Origin of the sequence: Stenotrophomonas sp. As-7 (assembly GCF_030291015.1) — a bacterium.
GTDB classification, from domain to species: domain Bacteria; phylum Pseudomonadota; class Gammaproteobacteria; order Xanthomonadales; family Xanthomonadaceae; genus Stenotrophomonas; species Stenotrophomonas lactitubi.
This window is the reverse complement of the sequence record NZ_CP127405.1, coordinates 2,798,586-2,817,304: the sequence shown is the minus strand read 5'-3', so window position 1 is coordinate 2,817,304 and position 18,719 is coordinate 2,798,586. Positions and strand designations below refer to the sequence as shown.

The 18,719-nt window shown below is 67.3% G+C and carries 15 protein-coding genes; 5 read left to right on the top strand and 10 right to left on the bottom strand.

Translation table 11 applies throughout. The annotated features are described in order from the left end of the window. Positions 1-2 precede the first annotated feature (2 nt). From QP457_RS12925 to QP457_RS12895, 7 genes are all read right to left on the bottom strand, one after another. On the bottom strand, positions 3-1,352 hold the full coding sequence (locus tag QP457_RS12925; RefSeq protein WP_180167321.1) for a CpaF family protein: 1,350 nt from the start codon (positions 1,350-1,352) through the stop codon (positions 3-5). Further along, positions 1,337-2,593 (bottom strand): fimbrial protein, encoded by a 1,257-nt coding sequence (locus QP457_RS12920; RefSeq protein WP_205404393.1) that lies wholly within the window; start codon positions 2,591-2,593, stop codon positions 1,337-1,339. The genes QP457_RS12925 and QP457_RS12920 overlap by 16 nt, the downstream gene beginning before the upstream one ends. 28 nt (positions 2,594-2,621) lie before the next feature. After that, a complete protein-coding gene (locus tag QP457_RS12915; RefSeq protein WP_205404392.1) occupies positions 2,622-3,980 on the bottom strand; it encodes a type II and III secretion system protein family protein in 1,359 nt (452 codons plus the stop codon). A gap of 18 nt (positions 3,981-3,998) precedes the next feature. Continuing rightward, positions 3,999-5,057 carry a Flp pilus assembly protein CpaB gene (gene cpaB / locus QP457_RS12910; RefSeq protein ID WP_205404391.1) on the bottom strand — a complete coding sequence of 353 codons (1,059 nt, stop codon included), beginning with the start codon at positions 5,055-5,057 and terminating at the stop codon, positions 3,999-4,001. Between the two features lie 24 nt (positions 5,058-5,081). Next, complete coding sequence (locus tag QP457_RS12905; protein WP_205404390.1) at positions 5,082-5,555, bottom strand: TadE/TadG family type IV pilus assembly protein; 474 nt, start codon at positions 5,553-5,555, stop codon at positions 5,082-5,084. Then, the gene (locus QP457_RS12900) at positions 5,552-6,097 is read right to left on the bottom strand and encodes a prepilin peptidase (RefSeq protein ID WP_205404389.1); all 546 of its coding nucleotides are present in this window, start codon (positions 6,095-6,097) and stop codon (positions 5,552-5,554) included. Before QP457_RS12900 ends, QP457_RS12905 begins: the two co-directional genes overlap by 4 nt. Before the next feature lie 100 nt (positions 6,098-6,197). After that, positions 6,198-6,380 (bottom strand): Flp family type IVb pilin, encoded by a 183-nt coding sequence (locus QP457_RS12895; RefSeq protein ID WP_025878547.1) that lies wholly within the window; start codon positions 6,378-6,380, stop codon positions 6,198-6,200. A gap of 691 nt (positions 6,381-7,071) precedes the next feature. Here QP457_RS12895 and QP457_RS12890 point away from each other — a divergent pair. The 4 genes from QP457_RS12890 to QP457_RS12875 all read left to right on the top strand — a co-directional run bounded on the left by QP457_RS12890 (position 7,072) and on the right by QP457_RS12875 (position 14,698). After that, positions 7,072-8,052: a helix-turn-helix domain-containing protein gene (locus tag QP457_RS12890; protein WP_180167317.1), complete on the top strand. Its 981-nt coding sequence runs from the start codon at positions 7,072-7,074 to the stop codon at positions 8,050-8,052. A 763-nt stretch (positions 8,053-8,815) separates the two neighbouring features. After that, on the top strand, positions 8,816-13,387 hold the full coding sequence (locus QP457_RS12885) for a YadA-like family protein (RefSeq protein ID WP_205404388.1): 4,572 nt from the start codon (positions 8,816-8,818) through the stop codon (positions 13,385-13,387). Between the two features lie 62 nt (positions 13,388-13,449). Beyond that, positions 13,450-14,286 (top strand): OmpA family protein, encoded by an 837-nt coding sequence (locus QP457_RS12880; protein WP_100552751.1) that lies wholly within the window; start codon positions 13,450-13,452, stop codon positions 14,284-14,286. Positions 14,287-14,407: 121 nt separating this feature from the next. Further along, entirely contained in the window at positions 14,408-14,698 is a 291-nt protein-coding gene (locus QP457_RS12875; RefSeq protein WP_170929478.1) for a hypothetical protein, read from the top strand. A gap of 84 nt (positions 14,699-14,782) precedes the next feature. On the opposite strand, the gene QP457_RS12870 is transcribed toward QP457_RS12875, so the two are convergent. Continuing rightward, on the bottom strand, positions 14,783-15,610 hold the full coding sequence (locus QP457_RS12870) for a class I SAM-dependent methyltransferase (RefSeq protein WP_205404387.1): 828 nt from the start codon (positions 15,608-15,610) through the stop codon (positions 14,783-14,785). A 64-nt stretch (positions 15,611-15,674) separates the two neighbouring features. Between QP457_RS12870 and QP457_RS12865 the strand changes: the two genes are divergently transcribed. Continuing rightward, positions 15,675-16,079: a MerR family transcriptional regulator gene (locus QP457_RS12865; protein WP_205404386.1), complete on the top strand. Its 405-nt coding sequence runs from the start codon at positions 15,675-15,677 to the stop codon at positions 16,077-16,079. A gap of 43 nt (positions 16,080-16,122) precedes the next feature. Here the strand turns inward: QP457_RS12865 and QP457_RS12860 are convergent, their stop codons facing one another. Then, positions 16,123-16,839 (bottom strand): MgtC/SapB family protein, encoded by a 717-nt coding sequence (locus tag QP457_RS12860; protein ID WP_205404385.1) that lies wholly within the window; start codon positions 16,837-16,839, stop codon positions 16,123-16,125. A 92-nt stretch (positions 16,840-16,931) separates the two neighbouring features. Then, entirely contained in the window at positions 16,932-18,698 is a 1,767-nt protein-coding gene (locus QP457_RS12855) for a chloride channel protein (RefSeq protein ID WP_240196404.1), read from the bottom strand. Between the last annotated feature and the right edge of the window lie 21 nt (positions 18,699-18,719).

The following is an 18,719-nucleotide window of genomic DNA, read 5'->3' as shown; positions in this document are numbered from 1 at the left end:
GCTCAGAAGTCTCCGTACAGGGATTCGCGCAGCAACTGCCGGAACGGCTCCAGCTTGTGCGAATGCGGCTGGAAGCCGAGGCCGATCCAGCGATCGATTTCCTTGCCACTGCCATCGATCTGCACTTCGTGGCGGAACATCTCCTGGGTGGTGATCAGGTTGTCGCTGACGCCGGTGATTTCGGTGATCGACACCAGCACGCGGCGGCCGCTGCCCAGGCGCGAGATCTGCACGATGAAGTCGATCGCGCTGGCGATCTGGCGCCGCAGGCTGTCTTCGCTGCCCTGGAAGCCGGCAAAACCGGCCAGCATCTCGATGCGGTACAGGCAGTCACGCGGCGAGTTGGCATGGATGGTGGCCATCGATCCGTCATGGCCGGTGTTCATCGCCTGCAGCATTTCCAGTACTTCGGCGCCACGCACCTCGCCGACCACGATGCGGTCGGGGCGCATGCGCAGGCTGTTGCGTACCAAGTCGCGGATGCTGACCGCGCCCTGGCCCTCGGCGCCACCGATGCGGCTCTCCAGGCGCACCACATGCGGGTGGTTGAGCGAGAGCTCGGCGGTGTCTTCCACGGTGATGACGCGTTCATTGGCCGGCACGTAGCTGGCCAGCGCATTGAGCAGCGAGGTCTTGCCCGAGCTGGTGCCGCCGGAGACCAGGATGTTGCAGCGGCCCAGCACCATCGCCTTCAGCAGGGCCTGCATCGGTGCATCGAAGGTGCCCTTGGCCAGCAGTTCATCGGGGGTGAAGGGGTCCTTGCGGAACTTGCGGATGGACACCATCGGCCCGTCCACCGCCAAGGGCGAGATGATCGCGTTGAGACGACCACCATTGGGCAGGCGCGCATCGACCATCGGATTGGAGTCATCCAGGCGGCGGCCGAGCGGGGCGATGATGCGACGCAGGATGCGCAGCAGGTGGGTGTCGTCGGTGAAGCGCTGTGGCGCGCGTTTGAGTTGCCCGCCCTGGGAGACATGCACATCCTTGAAGCCATTGATCAGGATGTCTTCGATGGTGGGGTCATGCAGCAGGTCATCGAGCGGGCCGAACCCGGTCAGCTCCTTGACCAGGCCTTCGGCCACCACCTGCATTTCTTCTTCGTTGATGGGGATGCGCCATTCCTGGATGAAACTGACCGTCTGCACCTCCACCCAGCGGGCGATGGTGTCAGGGGCCCAGGAGTCGATGTCGATGCGCTCGTCTTCGATGCTGTTGAGCAGATGCTCGTGCGCGGCCGACAGCACCTTCTGGTACTGCTCGGTCTGTGCGAACGGCAGGCTGCCCGGTGCATGTTCCGGCACCGAGTTGCGGGCGACAACGTGCGGGAACGGGGTCACTTTGTCTTCCATTGCGATCCACCCAGGGCAAGGGCAAGTCTTTCCCGCAGGCCATGCGCCTGGACCGGGCAGGCAGCCGGATCCAGGCGTTGCACCAGCGGGGCGAGGGCACGCAGGTACGGGTCGCGCGGCGCATCCTGCAGCAGCAGATGACCATGGCTGGCGGCCGTGCGTACCCGTGGCCGCTCGGGCAGGGTGGCCAGCAGCGGCAGCTCGAAGCGGCGCGCGATCTGTTCGGGGCTCATGCCACTGTTGTCGTCGTGGCGGTTGATCAGCAGCTGCAGCCGCTTCTCGCGATCGCGCTGGCCGGAAAGGTGCTTCAGGGCGTGGTCCAGCGACACCAGCGTGGCGATCGATGCATCGGCCACCAGCCAGATTTCATCTGCCTGGTCCAGCAGCAGCGGTGGCAACTGCCGCAGCGGGCAGCCGCCAGCATCACACAGCACGCTGGCAAACACGCTGCGCAGGCGCTGCAGCAGCGCGCCAGGGTCGGACGGCGGCAGTGCATCGCTGCCGCTGGCACGATCGAGCAGGACCAGGCCGCTGGAATGCCGCGCCATCGCGGTGCGCGCCAGGGTGGCATCGATGCGGCTGGCATTGCGCAGCGCGTCTTCGTAGTGGAAGCGGCTGTCAAGGTTGAGGTACAGGGCAAGGTCGCCGGCCGGCTGCGCCAGCTCCATCAGCAGCCCGTCCTGCACGGCTGCATCGCCTTGGGCCAGGGCGTGGGTCTGCTGTGCGAGCACCGACAGATGTGCGGCCAGGGTGCTGGTGCCGACGCCGGCGCGCACGCCCAGCAGCACGATCAGCCGGGCCTTGTGCGCCTGCTGTGCGCTTGCGGCGGGCCGCGGCGACAGGGCGCGGCGCAGGGCGGCCTCGATGCCGGTGTTGTCACTGTCCAGGTCCAGCACATCGCGCAGGCCGGCGCGCAGTGCCATCACCACACCTTCAACCTGACCGGCGCTGGTGGCGCCCACCGCCACCAGGGTCAAGTCGGGCTGGGTCTGCTGCAGCTGCTGGGCAAGCACCGTCGATGCCGACGCATGCTCCGGGCGGAAGTCGAGCAGAACCAGGTTCTGCGGGCCGCGCTGCAGGTCCTGTGCCGAGGTCGGCTCGCCGCTGTCCTGCCAATGCAGTGCCGTGGCCGGCGGCAGCTTGGCAGCCAGGCGCGGCAGCAGTTCACGGTCGATCCCGTACAGGACCAGGTTCATCGGTGGTCCTTGCGGGTGCAGCGGCAGGGCAGTGGCGTAGGGCATGGGCGTGGTACCGGAGACGTCATGTGGGTCAGCGCGAGAAACCGGGAACCGGATCGCGGCTGATCGGGCCAAGCAGCCACGCGCCCCATTCGGGCATGTTCGGCTTGGCTTCGCGATCGCCGGGCAGCGGCAGTTCGGTATTGCGGGCAATCGGCTGTACCAACCGCGGCGTGACGATGATCACCAGTTCCTTGTCCTGGCGCTTGTAATCGAAGTTGCGGAAGAACGTACCGATGATCGGCAGGTCACCCAGCAGGGGAATCTTGTTTACCGTCGACGCCACGGTGGAACTGACCAGACCACCGATGACGAAGCTCTCGCCATCGCCAAGCTCGACAGTGGTATCTGCGCGGCGGGTGGTGATCGAAGGGATCTGCACGCCGTTCAGTGCGATCGCGTTGGTGTAGTCCAGGTCGCTGGCTTCGGGCGCGACCTTCAACGCAATACGGTTCGGTGAGAGCACGGTGGGCGTCACGGTCAGGCCGATGCCGAAGGGCTTGTAGGTGACCGTGGTCGTGCCGAGCCCCTGCGGTTCCAGGATCGGCAGTTCGCCACCGGCCAGGAAGCTGGCGCTCTGCCCGGACAGCGCAACGAGGGTCGGCTCGGCCAGCACGCGCGCCATGCCGTTGGCCTGCAGCAGGTCCACATCGGCATTCCACAGGCCCTTGGTCGAGCCAAACACCAGCCGGAACGCCGAGGAGATCGGCGATTCGCTTTCGTTGCTGGACTCGCCTTCCTTCATGCCCGGCAGGATGCCGGTGTTGCCTGGCAGCTGCCCACCGGGTCGGGCGAATCCATAGGCGAAACCACCGTTGCGGTTCTGGAAGTTGATGCCGATCTGCTTCAGCGCGGTCTTGTTGAATTCGACCACCTTGACCTCGACCTGCACCACGCCGCCGCTGCTGATGGTGGAGGCGTCGGCCAGGCTGCCGTCCTTGCCCAGCGCCATCACGGCGGTCTTCTGTTCCTGCATGTGCGCCAGCACGCTGTCGCTGCTTCCCTGCAGGAGCCCTTGATGGTCCTGTTGGGTGAACACCAGCCCGTTGGAGCCGGTATCGGCCGCGCCCTGCACGGCACTCTGCACGCGCACCTGCACGCGCTGCGGTTCACTCTGCTTGCGGTGCCACAGCAGCAGGGTCGTGGTGCCCGGCGCCTTTCCGACCAGCAACGCCTGGCGTGCGCCACGCAGCATCACGATGTCAGCCACGCCGGGGTCGGCGATGGCGACCCGTTCCAGGTCGGCTGGCAGCGTCCATGGCCGCTGTTCGCGGGTCTGCAGCAGCAGGTCGTCGGCAGCCACGCTCGCACCCGGTGCCAGCAGCACCAGCAGCAGGGCCAGCCAGCGCTGGCGGACAGAGGGGCGTAGGCAGTAGCGACGTTCAGTCATGTGCGCTCTCGGCAAGGGTCAAAGGGAGCCACGGGGGGCGGCGGTGTCGCCACGGATGATCTCGATGCCCGCCGGTCGCGGTGTCGAGCGGCGCTGCACCGGTGCACGCGCCGGCGTTTCGTGAGCGTTGCGCTGCACGCTGCTGCCGCGGCCAGCCAGTGCGTCGCCATCCAGGCCTGCGTAGGCGTTGTTCTCCGGTCGCTGCAGAGCCTGCTGCTGTTCGTTGTCCAGGCCGCGCACCGGGTCAAGCACGCCGCGTGCCTGCGGGAACAGCGCCAGGTCCGGCAGGCCGGTATCGGCGGGATTGCGCAGGGCCAGGAACAGCTTGCCCTGCTGCGCGCCGAGCAGCAGGCGGTTGGCGTCGGCCACCGGTACCGCCAGCACTGCGGTGCGTGCCGGTTGCGTGGCATCGCTGCCGTTTCCATTGCTGTGGGTGCTGCTGGAACCACTGGAACCATTGGTGATATCGGCCGCGCGTGAGTCGTTGTGCGCCGTGGCCGGTGCCTCGCCCTGGCTGCTCGTGGGCGCTGCCGCGATGTCCTGCTGGCCGTAGCTGAGCACGCGCAGGCGTGACAGCAGCAACCGCGTCTGTGCGATGTCCTGCTGGCCGTTGTAGCTGGTAGCGGCGCTGCGCAGGTTGAGGAACACGTCGACGAAATCGCCGGGCAGGATGCGGTTGCCTGCCGCGACCAGCTCATCGACCGGCACTGCCAGTGCCCGTTCGCCCGGCCGCAGCTGCAGCGAGAAGCCCTGCGCGAGCAGGCTGGCGCCAATCGCGCTGCCTTCGCTGATGTCCTGTACCGGCACCTTGCCGACCACCGCTGCCAGGTCGGCCGCCGCCCCCGGCACTTCTGCGCTGCGTTGTGTCAGCCGTACGCCATTGGCGCTGATCGGCTCGCCGGCAGGTAGCCGCGCGGTGGCTTCGACGACACTGAAGGTCTGCGCATCGGCCGTTACGATCGTGCTCGGATTGTCCGCCGAAGCCGCAGGCTTGCGGCCGATCACGAAGGCCACCACGGCGAGCAGCACCGCGAGTGCAATCAGGGCGATGGCGGCGATGCGGGTCAACTTGAGCATGAAGAACGTCTCCTGTACCGATCGTCAGTTGCTGCCAAGGTCCAGCTGGGCGACCGCGACGCTGCGAATGGGGGCGCCCATCACCCAGCCGTAGAGCGTGGCGGTGCCGGGCAGGAAGGGGTGGGCGTTGTAGTCGTAGCTCACGGTCACCGTCATGCATTGCACCGTCGCCAGGCCGGCGCAGGGCGCCTGCGGCGAAACCACGATGGCACCGGCGCCGCCAGCGCTGCAGTCCGGGTTCTGCCTGGAAAACTGCAACAGCCATTGCATGGAGCGGCGGGCCGCCAGGCAGGCTGCGGTGCGCCGCTCGCCGGCGCTGCCATAGCGCAGCGAAGCGCGCGCGCCCTCGGCCGAGGCCGTCGCCAAGGTCTGCTGCGCGGCCATGATCAGCACGCCGGAAAAGGTGAACAGCAACAGCGGCACCAGGCCGAGAAGCAGCATCAGTGCGAATTCGATGCTGGCCACGCCGCGTTGGCGGCGACGTGCGAACCCTTTCATGCCACGCCTCCATAAGTGGTTGCCAATACCCAGCCAATCGCAGCGAAGGCCAGGTAGGCCGCGTAAGGAATGCCCTGGCGCCCCGCGCGCGCAGCGTGGAGTTCGCGCAGTGCAGGGTGCCCATTCCAGTGCGTGCTGGCGCGATTTACCTGCATCTGCAGGCGCAGCGGCAGGTGACCGGCCAACTGCCGTCCGACGATCACCAGCATGGCGTGGGCGCCTGCGGCCAGGCTGGCAAGCACCCATACCGGCAGCAATGCCTTCCAGCCCAGCAGCAGGCCGAGCACGGCGAAGAACTTCACATCGCCAGCGCCCATCCAGCGCACCGCGTAGAACGGCAGCAGAGCCAGCAGGCCAAGTGCCGCGCCCAGCAGGTGGGGCGCCCAGGTCGTGCGCGTTGCAGTGAACTGGTTGGCGATGATCAGTGGCACGGCGATCGCGCACGCAGCCAGCAGCCAGGTGTTGGGCACGCGGCGGGCGTACAGATCGCTGATCGCGATCCGCAGGCACACTCCCATGGCCAGCAATCCCAGCAGTGTCATCGCACACCCTCTTCGTCCGTCATTGGACAGTTGCAGACCCCTTCATCGGCCACCGCGGTCGCCATCGAAGCGACCGCAGGTGCTGCACCCCGCGCGACGGCTAGGTGGTGGTGGCGTCGGTGGCGATGGCCTGCAGGCGCGTGAACAACGTGGTGAAGAATGCGGTGATCTGGGTTCTGCCCACCACGATCAGGATGCCGGCGATCACGGCGGCCAGCAGCCCGTATTCGAGCGCGGTCACGCCATCTTCTTCTTTCAGGAACTTGCGGATCGATGCGTTCATGACGGTTGTCTCCCTCTACCTGTCAGTTGCTGCAGGAAACCTGCATGGGCGGTGGCCCGGCTCCGCCGGGACCGTCCGTAGGCCTCTGCCATCCTGGCGGAGGAGGCACGGCGGGCAATCCCGCTGTGCTCAAGCAGGGTGATCATTCCCGGGCAGGGCAGCGGCCGCGCAACCGCGACCGCACGGCACCGGGCCGGTGGTCGAAACGGTATTTCGCAGGTGCATGGTCATGCTGTCCCCCTGGGTGTGGCCGCTATCTGCGTGCCCGATCACCGTGTATTCGACTTTGCCTGAATGGCGGTTCCCTGCAACCGGAACCTATATGCAAATTCGGCAGATTCGGGGAATTGCTGAATATTCCGGTCACGATCTGTGACGTAAATCCGTTCCTGCGCAAAACGATTCATGCTCGTGCAGATAATGTGAGGTCGATCTGCGCCCATGCGAAAACCATGCCACTCGCACACACAATTTCTTCACGCAGCCGATAATCCGTCTGCCTTGAAACATCCTGTTTACGGCCGCGGATTATCGGGCATACTCGCATTCAAGGTTTTGCATTTTCATGGATGGACGCGCGTTCTACGCAGCGACCATCACGGCAACGGACGATGCTCTTGGAAACGGCGAGCGCCCTGTCAGGCAGTGGGGGCGGGGTCGTGCAGCAGACCAAACGGGGGACGACACTGTCATGGTCGATGGTGGGGTGGAAGACAACGACGACGGCGATCTCAGGTCGATCGACCTGGCCACGCTGAGCGGCGTGCTCCGCGTGTGCGATGTGGAGCTGTTGCTGCTTGATGGCAATGGTCCGCGCGCGGCATTCGCTTCGCGCGTTCACGAGGAAGCCCTGTTCTGCAGTATCACCTGCGGCTTCCATTGTCGCGGCCGATTCATGCTGCCCCCCGACTGGGCGATGCTCGGTTACCTGCACACCACCGACGATGCACTGAGCTGGTGCCATGGCGTGCCGCTGACGCCGGGAATGGCGCTGGCCGTGATGCCCGAAGGCATCAGTGAGTTCACGCTCAGCCCCGGCACGCAGATGACGCTGATGCTGGTGCCGGTCGCGCGCGTGCAGCGCAAGCTGACCGAATTGAGCCTGCGCAGCACGCCACCGGCGGGGCAGGCACTTTCGTTGTTCAACCTCGGCGATGATGCAATGCCTCTGGTACGCCATTACCAGCAGCTGCATGCACAGCTGGGGCAGGGCGGTGCGCTGCAGCCGGAAGAAACCGAGCGCCTGCTGCATGAGCATATCCAGGCGCTGCTCGGTGGAGGCCCAGCCGACCGGCCCAGCTGCAGTCGCGCCCGCCGCACGCATTACCTGATCGCGCAGCGGGCGGAGAACTTCATGCGCCTCAACCTGCGGCGCAATATCTACATGAATGAAATCTGCGACGCCGCCGGCGTCAGCGAACGCGGCCTGCGCTATGCGTTCGAGGATCTGTTCGGCACCTCGCCCAATCGCTACCTGTCGATGCTGCGGCTGTGTGCGGCCTGCCGCAGCCTGTCGATGGCCGATTCCAACCGGCGCTCGGTCAAGGCCATCGCGCTCAGTTGCGGGCTGTGGGACCTGTCGCGCTTTGCCGACAACTACCGCAAGGTATTTGGCGAACTGCCGCGCGACACCTTGATGCGCGCGCCCGCACAGCTCGGCCAACCGGCCTGAGGGTATCGGCCGGGCTGCCGCCCGGCACCCGCGGTAGTGCCGGCCGCTGGCCGGCAACCTCAACAGCAACAGCCACAGCAACAGCAACAGCAACAGCCGGCTCTGGGTTTTCTGTGGGTTGGCGGGGCGGTGTGGGCTTGCAGGACACGCCGTAAACCCATCCATGGGGGCTCGATGGCGCCATCCATGGCGCCAACGGTCCTGCAAGCCCACACCGCCCCACCCCTGACAGTTTCCCGAGGGCGGTTGGATTGACTGTCATGCATTCACTGCGGGCGTGAGTGCAACCTCGATTTTCATTGATTATTTCGATCTAAATGAAAAATGATGATCCGACTTTCCCTCAGCCGGGCATGGCCCGGCTCTACAGGAAAGCGCGCGGGAAACTGTCGAAGGCGGGGTGGGTCCGGTTGCGGGGGTGTCCGCGGCATGGATGCCGCGGCCAAGCCTACAGGGACGTATTTACGGCGTCCCCCGCAACCGGACCCACCCCGCCATCCCCCAGGAACCCAGCTTCTGCCGTTGCTTTTGCCGTTGCTGTTGCCTTTGACGTGGCCTCTGCGGGTGCCGGGCGCAGCCCGGCCAGCCCTCCCTGCCGGTTTTGCATATGCGGCTGCCGAATCCGGCCGTGGATTTGCCGGAATGCGCGATTGCCCTGCCGGAATGAAGTGCTCAGCCCTCGCTGAAAGGCGCGAAATGTCAGTCACCTGCCTAACGGCAAGTCCACTGACATTCAAGTTGTCCGCCTACGGGGGAAATGCTCATGAACCGCATCTACCGGCGTGTATGGAACCGCCAGCTCAATGCTCTGGTTGTGGCCTCGGAACTGGCCACCGGCGATAGCGGTGGTACCGCACCGCGCGACCGCCGTGCCAGCCTTCTGGTGCCCAGCACCCTGGCCCTGGCACTGCTGTGCGTGCTGGCCAGCGGGCCTGCGGCGGCAACAGAGTCCAGCCAATCCCTGCGCGATCTGCAGGCATTGGCAGCCAAGTACACCCAGCCGATGCCGGTGAAGGTGGATGCCGAAGTGGCGCTGGCAGCGGCCGCACGACAGGCCCAGGCGAACCCGGCGATCAGTGCGAACGCACGCGTCGGCCTGCAGCTGAGCACGACCTCGCTGCCGGTGGTGCGCGACGTCCTGCCGGCCACCGTGCAGGTCAAGCTGGCCGCCGGCGCCACGCCGCGCCAGGTGACCGCACCGGCGCTCGGCGCCGACGTGCGTGCCAACATCGGCGTCGGCAACGTCGCCGCCGCCCGTGTCGATACCGCGGTCGCCGCGAACGTCGCACCGGCCGCTCAGGCGCCGCTGGGTCTGTCTGCCAACGCCGCCGCAAAAGCCAATGTCGGCATCGCCGGTACGCCGGTTGCCAGCGTCGATGCCGGCACCCAGGTTGCCACCGCCGTGACTGCAACGCCGTCCGGGCTGAAGGCGGCCGTCGACGGCAAGGTCGATTCGCAGCTGGGCGTGGCCGGCAACCATATCGAAGGACAAGGCCAGGCCGGTGCCACCGCCGCGGTCACACTGCCGGCCAAGGAAGAGTTGCCGGGCGACACCGATGACCGCGCGATCACCGCCGCGTTCGATGCCGGCGTAGCGGGCAAGGTGCGCGTGCAGGGCAAGGACGGCGAAGAACTCGTCGCTGATCGCAACCTCAAGCTGGCCGGCACCGCAACCGTCGCCGCTCAGAACAGCGCGCTGGGCCTGGGCGGCTTGCTCAACGGTGTCGGCACTGCGCTGAACGGCGTTGGCAGCGCTGTCGGCAGCCTGCTCAACGGCGACCTGTCCGGCACCGTCAACAACCTCGGCGGGGCTGTCGGCGGTCTGGTCGGCAACACCCTGGGCAGCCTCGGCCTGACCTCGCCGTCGGCCATCCCGCCGACCAGCCCGAAGGCGCCCGCAGCCGCCGACCCGAATGCGGGCCTGGTGATCGGCACCGGTGGCCTGGTGGGCGGTGTCACCGAACTGCTTGGCCCGACCACTGCCAGCCTGTTCGGCGGCACCGGCTACCTGTCCAACGGCAACCTCAAGCTCAGCACGGCCAACGTCATGCAGACCTACTCCACGGTCAACGTGCTCGGCCTGCCGGTGGTCAACGCCACGCCGGTCGGTACCACGCTCAATGGACTGGGTGGCGCGGTCACCGGCGGCAGCTCGCACCTGACCCTGATCGGTGGCGTCACCTCCGACAGCTACATCTACAACATCAACAATGGCAATCCCGGTGGCCTGCTGGGCCTGCTGCTGCCCAAGGATTCGCCGGCCTGGGCGGCCAAGTGCCTGGACATTGCACTGGCCGATATCTCCTGCTGGGCGGTCAACGCCGCGCAGGACTACCAGGTGCTGATGGGCGATGGCGCCTATGCCAACGGTTCGAAGGAAGTGGTGATCGGCGCCAATGCCCGCCATGAGCTGCCGAAGGTCGATGCCAACGTGGCCTTCCCCGGCGCGGGCGCCAATGATCCGACCGATCCGACCGGCGTTCCCACCGCCGACTACGCGGCACGCATGGGGCACTCGGTGGTGGTCGGCGACAGTGCCAGCGGCACCGCCAACGGGCAGACCCTGCTCGGCGCGGAGAGCACCTCCAACCAGGCCAATTCGGTGGCATTGGGTTACCGCTCGGCTGCACTGCGCGGCGCCCAGGCCAGCTACAGCGCCTATGGCCTGACCACCGCGCAGGTGTCGGCCGGTGAAGTGTCGGTAGGCACCGCCGGTGGCGGCGAGCGGCAGATCACCAACCTCGCGGCCGGCAGCGCCAACACCGATGCGGTCAACGTGGCCCAGCTGAAGGGCGCCATCAGCCAGATCGATGCGGTCGGCGCCGCGGCGGTCACCTATGACCTGGATGGTGCAGGCGATCCCAACTACCGCCGTGTCACCCTCGGCAATGGCACCGGCACCACCACCATCGGCAACCTGGCCGCCGGCGCGGTCAATGCCACCAGCAGCGAGGCGGTCAACGGTGCGCAGCTGTTCGCCAGCAACGACACCATGGCGAAGTTCTTTGGCGGACGCGCAGCATTCGATCCGCTCACCAGCACGTTCACCGCACCGCTGTTCGAGATCAGCACCATCTCCACCGGTGGCGCCGTCGCCTCGGGGCTGTATGACAACGTCACCGACGCCTTCGATGCGGTGGATGGCTCGCTGGTCAACCTCAACACGCAGATCAACGACATCCGCAACACCGGCACCCGGTACCTGCGGGTGAATTCGACCGGTGCTGACGCCGTGGCCAGCGGTACCGAAGCGATCGCCGTCGGTGCCGGTGCCAGCGCAACCGCCGCCAACAGCATCGCGGTCGGTGCCGGCAGCCTGGCCGACCGTGCCAACAGCGTGTCGATCGGTGCCGCAGGCGCCGAACGCCAGGTCACCAATGTCGCCGCCGGTACCGCCAGCACCGATGCGGTCAACCTGGGCCAGTTGCAGGCCTCGGAAGAGGGCGCGCTGCGCTACGACCTCAACGGCGACGGCAGCGTCAACTACGGCAGCGCTACGCTGGGCCAGTCCGGCACGGCCACCACGCTGCGCAACCTTGGCCCGGGCCAGATCAGCGCGGCCAGCAGCGAAGCGATCAACGGTGCGCAGCTGTTCGCGGCCAACCAGACCGTGGCCACCCATCTCGGCGGCGGCGCTGCGGTGGATGCCAATGGCGTGGTTACCGCACCGACCTACACGCTCAACAATGTCGCCGCCAATGGCACCGTCAGCCAGGGCAGCTACAACGACGTCGGCACGGCCTTCGATGCGGTCAGCAATTCGCTGGCCAACGTTGCAGACCAGACCGATGACCTGGACAAGCGCGCCGTGAAGTACGACGTGGATGGGAGTGGCAACGTGGTTGATACCGTGACCCTCAGTGGTACCGGCGGTGCACCGGTGAAAGTCACCAACGTGGCTGCTGGCAGCATCCTGGCGGGCAGCAGCGATGCCATCACCGGCGACCAGCTGTTCAGCACGCACCAGACGGTGGCCAGCTACTTCGGTGGCAGCACCGTGTACAACGGCAGCACCGGGCTGTGGACCGCGCCGACCTTCAACATCTCCACTATCGCTACCGATGGCACCATCACCGGCAACGATTACAGCAACGTCACCGCGGCGTTCTCCGCCGTGGATGGCTCGCTGCGGGTGCTCAACCAGCGCATCAGCAACGGTGGCGGCAGCCCATACCTGGCGGTCAACTCCACTGCCGCAGCGGCGACGGCCACCGGTGCCGAAGCGCTGGCGGTCGGCCCGCAGGCCAGTGCAGCGGGCGCGGGCAGTGTGGCGGTCGGCAACGGCGCCAATGCCAGCGCAGGCAACAGTGTTGCGCTGGGTGCAGGCTCGGTGGCCAGCGTCGGCGCGCAGACCGGCTATACCGGTGCCTACGGCCAGACCGGTGCCAGCAACTCGTCCGGTGAAGTGGCGGTGGGCAGCAGCGGCAGCGAGCGCAAGGTCACCCACGTGGCCGATGGCTCCGACGACCACGACGCGACCAACGTCGGCCAGCTGAAGAACGGCGTCAACTACGCCATCGACCAGTCCAAGTCCTACACCGACCAGAAGATCCAGAACATCACCAACGTCGCCGGCAGCTTCCGTGCCAACAACAGCAACAACCTGGCCGATCCGTCCGCCAGCGGTGCCAACTCCGCCGCAGGCGGTGCCGGCTCCACCGCTGCCGGGGCGAACTCGACCGCACTGGGCAACGGTTCGCAGGCACAGGCCGACAACTCGGTGGCGCTGGGTGCAGGCTCGGTCGCCAACCGCGCCAATACGGTGTCGGTGGGGGCAGCCGGTGCCGAACGCCAGGTGGTCAACGTGGCCGACGGTTCGCAGGCAACGGATGCGGTCAACGTGCGTCAGCTGCAGGCTTCGCAGCAGGGCACGATCCGCTACGACACCACCACCAACGGCACCACCAACTACAACAGCGTCACCCTGGGCAGCACCAGCAGTGGCCCGACCACGGTGCGCAACGTCGCCGCCGGCACCGCCGGTACCGACGCAGTCAACGTCGACCAGCTGAAGTCGGGCATGGCGCAGACGCTGGACTGGTCCAAGGCCTACACCGATGAGCGCATGGGCGGCTTCGAACGCGACCTGCGCAAGACCGACAACCGCGCCTCGGCCGGTATCGCCTCGGCGATGGCAACCGCGTCGCTGCCGCAGCCCAGCGAAGCCGGCCGCAACATGGCCTCGATCGCTGCCGGCAGCTACAACGGCGAATCCGGTGTTGCCCTGGGCATCTCCGGTGTTTCCGAGGGCGGGCGCTGGATCTACAAGTTCAGTGGTTCCACCAACAGCCGCGGCGAGGCCGGTGTGGCCGTCGGTGCCGGTATCCAGTGGTGATCGCCCGCGCCGGGTCGCACTTGCGGCCCGGCGCAGCGGGCAACGTCTACAGGGGGAATGACATGAAATCGCATCGCATCGCTCGCAGTGGCCGCGTCGCCGCCACGCTGGGCCTGATCCTGGCCGCAGGGCTGCTGGTTGCCTGCCGCAGCCACGCACCGGCCGCCGATGGTCCCGCCGGCAGCACTGCCGTCACCTTCCCGGAGGCCAGCAAGGCATCGCTGAAGGAAGGCATCTATCCCGATATCGCCGACCTGCGCCGGTTCGCGCCGGGCATGAGCAAGCGCCAGCTGTACACGCTGCTGGGCACACCGCATTTCAATGAAGGCATGTGGGGTGTGCGCGAGTGGAACTACCTCTTCAACTTCCGCACCGCACAGGGCGCCGAATACTTCACCTGCCAGTTCCAGGTGCGCTTCGATAACAAGGGCATCGCCCAGGGCGGCTACTGGAAGCCTGAATCGTGCGCTGCCGTACTGGATCCGCCGCGTCCGCCTGCACCGCCACCGCCGGCGCCCTTGCCGGAGCAGCCGCTGCGACTGGCTGCCGATGCGCTGTTCGGTTTCGACAGTGCGGTGCTCAGTGCCACCGGCCAGCAGGCCGTGCAGGGCGTGCTGGCGCAGGTGCGCGAGGCCAGCCAGGTGCAGTCGATCCAGGTGGTCGGCTACACCGACCGCATCGGCAGCGCTGCCTACAACCAGACGCTGTCGCAGCGGCGCGCCGAGGCGGTGCGCATGGCCCTGGTACAGGGCGGCGTATCAGCGGCGAGCATCAGCGCTGAAGGTCGCGGCGCGGCGGAACCACTGGTGCAGTGCGACCAGCGCAACCGGCGCGAACTGATTGCCTGCCTGGCGCCCAACCGCCGGGTGCAGATCGCCGGCGTGGCGCGGCCGCACTGAATCCCCGTGCCGGGGCGCGCCCCGGCATCCCGAGTCCCCCCTGTTCTGCCGGCAGGACGTGGAAACGTCTCCCCCGTTTTCCACGCCTGCCGGTGGGCAGGTTTCTTCCCTGGTGCACCTGATGAATGCCCAATTCCTGCCCTTGTCCATGAAGACGGAAGCCACTCTCAGCGTGTACGGCCAACTCGGCAACCATGCGGTGGTGCGCATTCCCGGGCGCCGGCTGCCGGGCCTGATCCTGCAGGCCGACACCGTTGCCGGGTTCCTCACCCAACTGCAGGAAGCGCAGGCCTGCCTGCGCAGCGGCCGCGCGCAGCGCGCCGACGCCGAGCTGGACATGCTGGTCGACATGCTCGAGCAGTGGTACGCGCTGATCGAATCGCGGCTGGCCGATGCAGGCGAGGCGCTGTAGAGAAGAGGGGACGGAGGGGATCAAGTCGTTTCCCGCACAGCCGGGGCATGAACGACGTGATCCCCTCCGTCCCCTTTTCTGTTGTTAGGCGCGGGCGCGGATCATCCAGCAGGCGGCTTCCACCCGCACGCGATCACCGTCGATGAACGATGCGAACGCAGCCAGCGCGTGTTGCAGCAGCGCATCGGCGCGTTCGGCCGGCAGCGCACGCAGGGCCAGGCCCACAGGTCCGAGCTGGCCAACGTAGCTGGCCAGCGCGTCACGGCTGAGGAAACAGGTCAGGTCCAGCGGCGATACATCCACGTCCTGCCATCCGGCGCTCTGCAGCAGCCGACGCACCCGCTCGCCATCGGCGAAGGCGAACTGCCCCGGTGCACCTGGTACCCGCACCGGCAGCACCAGCTGGTCTGCAAGGGCGCGCTCGGCGGTGGTCATGAACGGATTTTCCTGCGCGCTGCGCCAGGCGATGAAGCGCAGGCCTGCGCCGGCTCGGGCGGCACGGTGCAGGTTGGCGAAGGCGGCCTGCGTGTCCTCGAAGAACATCACCCCGAACCGCGACTGGATCCAATCGTAGCGCGCTGTCGCGAAGGCATGGCGCTGCGCGTCGGCAACGATGAAGTCGATGTCGCGCCCGATCGAGGCGGCACGCTGGCGGGCGAGGGCAAGCATCGGTGCGGAGATGTCGACGCCGGTGCAGTGGGCATCCGGACGCGCTGTGGCGGCGGTCAGCGTGCTGGCGCCGGTGCCGCAGCCGATGTCCAGCAGTTCCGTGACGTCAGCCGGCAGTTCGTCGCGCAGGGCATCGGCCATCGGTTGGAACAGGCCGTCCAGCAGGGCCTGCTGCGCGACCCAGTTCTCGCCAGCGGGGCCGTTCCAGAGCATGTTCTGATCGAGCGGGAGTGAATCAGCCATGGGCTTGCCTTGCGCGGGGAGTACGACCATGGTGGCGCTTGAAGCCCACTTGAGGTCAAGCACGATGCGGGAACTGGATATCGGTGAAGTGGTGCGCCGCAGCGGTGTACCGGCCTCCACCCTGCGCTACTACGAGCAGCTGGGCCTGTTGCAGGTGCTGGGGCGGCGCGGCCTGCGCCGGCAGTACCACGAACAGGTGCTGGAACGGCTGGCGCTGATCGGCCTGGGGCAATCAGCAGGTCTGTCGCTGCAGCAGATCGGCGCGGCGATGCCGCAGGGGGCAGGGCTTGCACTGGACTGTTCGGCATTGCTGGCCCAGGCCGATGCGCTGCAGCGGCAGATACGCGGGTTGCAGAGGGTGCAGGATCGGTTACGGCGGGCTGCAGCCTGTCCGCACGCTGACGATGCACGGCGCTGCGCCTCGTTCCGCAGGCTGCTGCGTGCGCAGCAGCGCGTGGCGCATGGATGAGCAGTAGATCCATGTCATGCGTGAATGAACAGCCGATCCCCGCTCAATCGCGGGTGCTGACTTCCCAGGTGGCGTGCAGCACGCCCGGCACCTGCTCCATCCGCGCCAGCACCACGTCCAGCTCGTCGGCGCTGACCGCCGTGCTGACCAGGACTGCGATCACGTCGGTAGGCGCATCGGTGTGCTCGACCAGCTGTACGTCGCCAACGGGGTACTGCGCTGCTTCCAGTGCATCGACCAGGCGCTCGCGCACGCGCGGCACCGCGTCGGCATCCACGCTCAGGCGCACTTCGTAGGTCGCTTCGCTGGCGGCTTCGTTGATCGGGATGCGGTTGATCGCGTTCACCAGTGGCCGCAGCAGGGTATTGCCGGCAATGATCAGGACGGTCAGCAGTACGCCTTCGGCCAGCATGTCCGCACCGGTACAGCTGCCCACCGCAGCCGAGCACCACAGCGTCGCGGCGGTGTTCAGGCCGCGCACGTTCATGCCTTCCTTCATGATCACGCCGGCGCCGAGGAAGCCCACGCCCGAGACCACGTACGAGATCACCCGCACGGCCTCGGCGCTGCCGGCGATACGCATGCCCAGGTCCACGAAGGCGGCGGCGCCGACGGCCACCAGCACGTTGGTGCGCAGGCCGGCCGTGCGCTGCCGGTATTGGCGTTCGGCGCCGATCAGGGTGCCGAGCACGAACGCCGCCAGCAGGCTGACCACGGTGTCGGCGAAGGGGCCGGACTGGAAGGTTTCAATGAAGCGCATGGCCGCAGTCTACCTCCCGCAGGTGACAGTAGATCCACGCCATGCGTGGGTGGGTTGGGGCGGCAGGGACATCATCCACGCATGGCGTGGATCTACTCGTCGACGCGCTCGCCCATCATTTCGCGCTGGCGCTTGTCCAGCTCCTCCGCATAGCGCTTGCGCACGAATGCTTCAGATACCACGCCCAGTACCTGGCCATCGTCGGCCACCACCGCCAGCTCGTCGGCCTGGGTCTGGTCGAACTGCTGCATCACGCTCACCACATCCGCGCTGGTGGCAAGCGCTACGTCGCGGTTCTCGGCGAACGTACCCACCACGTCCTCGGGCTTTACGCCGTCGCCGAACAGGCGCGGGATCTGCACGATGCCGGCGTAGTGGCCTTCACTGTCGATCAGGATCACCCGGCTGCCCGAGCCCAGCGGGAAGCGCTGGCGGAAGGCGGCGGCATCGAGGTCGGCCGGGGCAGTGGCTACGCCTTTGCGCATCATCCGCCCGGCATTGAGGTTGTGCACCCAGCCGATGTCACGCGCGCTCTTGATGGTTTCCCCGCGCAGATGCATGCGCCAGGTCGAGAAGGAATAGCCGAACCATTGCCGCACCAGGGTGCTGGACACCAGCACGGCGCTCATCACCACGCTGGTCAGCAGGAAATCGTGGGTGCCTTCCAGCACCAGCATGGCCATGGTCATCGGCGCGCCAACCACTGCCGCGGCCAGTGCGGCCATGCCCGCCAGCGCCGCCGACGTGGCGTCGACCACCGGCACGCCGGTGGCCATCGCCAGCAGCCCGGCAAACAGCGTGCCGACCAGGGTGCCCATGAACAGCGAGGCGAAGAACAGGCCGCCGCGGAAGCCAAAACCCAGCGAGATGCCCGAGGCCAGGCATTTGAGGGTCAGCAGTCCGCCGATCCAGATCAGCGGCAGATGGGTGGTCAGGTCCAGGTGCAGTGCGCCATGGCCGGACGACAGCACCTGCGGGCTGGCCAGCGCCAGCGGAATCAGCAGCAGGCCGCCCACTACCGGCCGTCCCCACAGCGGCAACGGGCTGCGCTTGACCGTGCCCTCGATGGAGGCGATCAGGCGCATCACCGCGATGCCGACCATCGCACAGCAGCAGCCGAGCAGGCCGTAGATCGCATAATCGGCAGCGCGCACGTCGATGGTGGATGCCGCCGGCAGCAGATAGGCCTCCACGCCGGCCTGGTCGGCAACGAAAGCGCCGGCCAGCGCCGCTACCGCCACCGGCGCCAGTGCCGCCGGCGTATAGGCGCCGATGACGATCTCGAAGGCGTAGAACGCCCCGGCCAACGGTGCACCGAAGGCCGCGGCGATCGCACCGGCCGCGCCGGCACCCACCAGGATGCGCACGTCGTTGCGGCGCAGGCGCATCACCCGCCCCAGCTGCGAGCCGCTGCCGGCACCCATCTGCGTGTACGACGCTTCCAGTCCGACCGACGCGCCGCAGCCATTGGAGACCAGGGTCTGGGTCAACACGATCAGGTTGTCACGCATCGACATGCGGCCGCCGTGCAGCGCATTGGCTTCCACGGCGTCCAGCAAGGGGCGTTTGAGGCGCGTTGCAGCAAGGCTGACCAGGCCCACCACCAGGCCGCCCAGCGGCAGTACCAGCAGCGCGGTCCAGCTCAGTGCGGGCAGCGAGCTCAGGCGCATGCCCTCGTCCAGCCCATACAGCGCAGTCTGCAGGGTGCGTGCCAGCCCGGCCTGCAACAGGGTCAGGCCACCGGCGATCAGCCCGACCAGCAGGGCCAGGGCGATGAACCACAGGTCGCTGCCACGCAGGCGTAGACGCAGGCCCTGGAAGGCCAGATGCAGGCGCGATGGCGAAGCGGCGGACGACATGGTGGCGGCATGATACGCCGC

Excerpts from the sequence above, each read along its gene's own strand:
- QP457_RS12925 (WP_180167321.1), bottom strand. The coding sequence starts at position 1,352 with ATGGAAGACAAAGTGACCCCGTTCCCGCACGTTGTCGCCCGCAACTCG.
- QP457_RS12920 (WP_205404393.1), bottom strand. The coding sequence starts at position 2,593 with ATGCCCTACGCCACTGCCCTGCCGCTGCACCCGCAAGGACCACCGATG.
- QP457_RS12915 (WP_205404392.1), bottom strand. The coding sequence starts at position 3,980 with ATGACTGAACGTCGCTACTGCCTACGCCCCTCTGTCCGCCAGCGCTGG.
- cpaB (WP_205404391.1), bottom strand. The coding sequence starts at position 5,057 with ATGCTCAAGTTGACCCGCATCGCCGCCATCGCCCTGATTGCACTCGCG.
- QP457_RS12905 (WP_205404390.1), bottom strand. The coding sequence starts at position 5,555 with ATGAAAGGGTTCGCACGTCGCCGCCAACGCGGCGTGGCCAGCATCGAA.
- QP457_RS12900 (WP_205404389.1), bottom strand. The coding sequence starts at position 6,097 with ATGACACTGCTGGGATTGCTGGCCATGGGAGTGTGCCTGCGGATCGCG.
- QP457_RS12895 (WP_025878547.1), bottom strand. The coding sequence starts at position 6,380 with ATGAACGCATCGATCCGCAAGTTCCTGAAAGAAGAAGATGGCGTGACC.
- QP457_RS12890 (WP_180167317.1), top strand. The coding sequence starts at position 7,072 with ATGGTCGATGGTGGGGTGGAAGACAACGACGACGGCGATCTCAGGTCG.
- QP457_RS12885 (WP_205404388.1), top strand. The coding sequence starts at position 8,816 with ATGAACCGCATCTACCGGCGTGTATGGAACCGCCAGCTCAATGCTCTG.
- QP457_RS12880 (WP_100552751.1), top strand. The coding sequence starts at position 13,450 with ATGAAATCGCATCGCATCGCTCGCAGTGGCCGCGTCGCCGCCACGCTG.
- QP457_RS12875 (WP_170929478.1), top strand. The coding sequence starts at position 14,408 with ATGAATGCCCAATTCCTGCCCTTGTCCATGAAGACGGAAGCCACTCTC.
- QP457_RS12870 (WP_205404387.1), bottom strand. The coding sequence starts at position 15,610 with ATGGCTGATTCACTCCCGCTCGATCAGAACATGCTCTGGAACGGCCCC.
- QP457_RS12865 (WP_205404386.1), top strand. The coding sequence starts at position 15,675 with ATGCGGGAACTGGATATCGGTGAAGTGGTGCGCCGCAGCGGTGTACCG.
- QP457_RS12860 (WP_205404385.1), bottom strand. The coding sequence starts at position 16,839 with ATGCGCTTCATTGAAACCTTCCAGTCCGGCCCCTTCGCCGACACCGTG.
- QP457_RS12855 (WP_240196404.1), bottom strand. The coding sequence starts at position 18,698 with ATGTCGTCCGCCGCTTCGCCATCGCGCCTGCATCTGGCCTTCCAGGGC.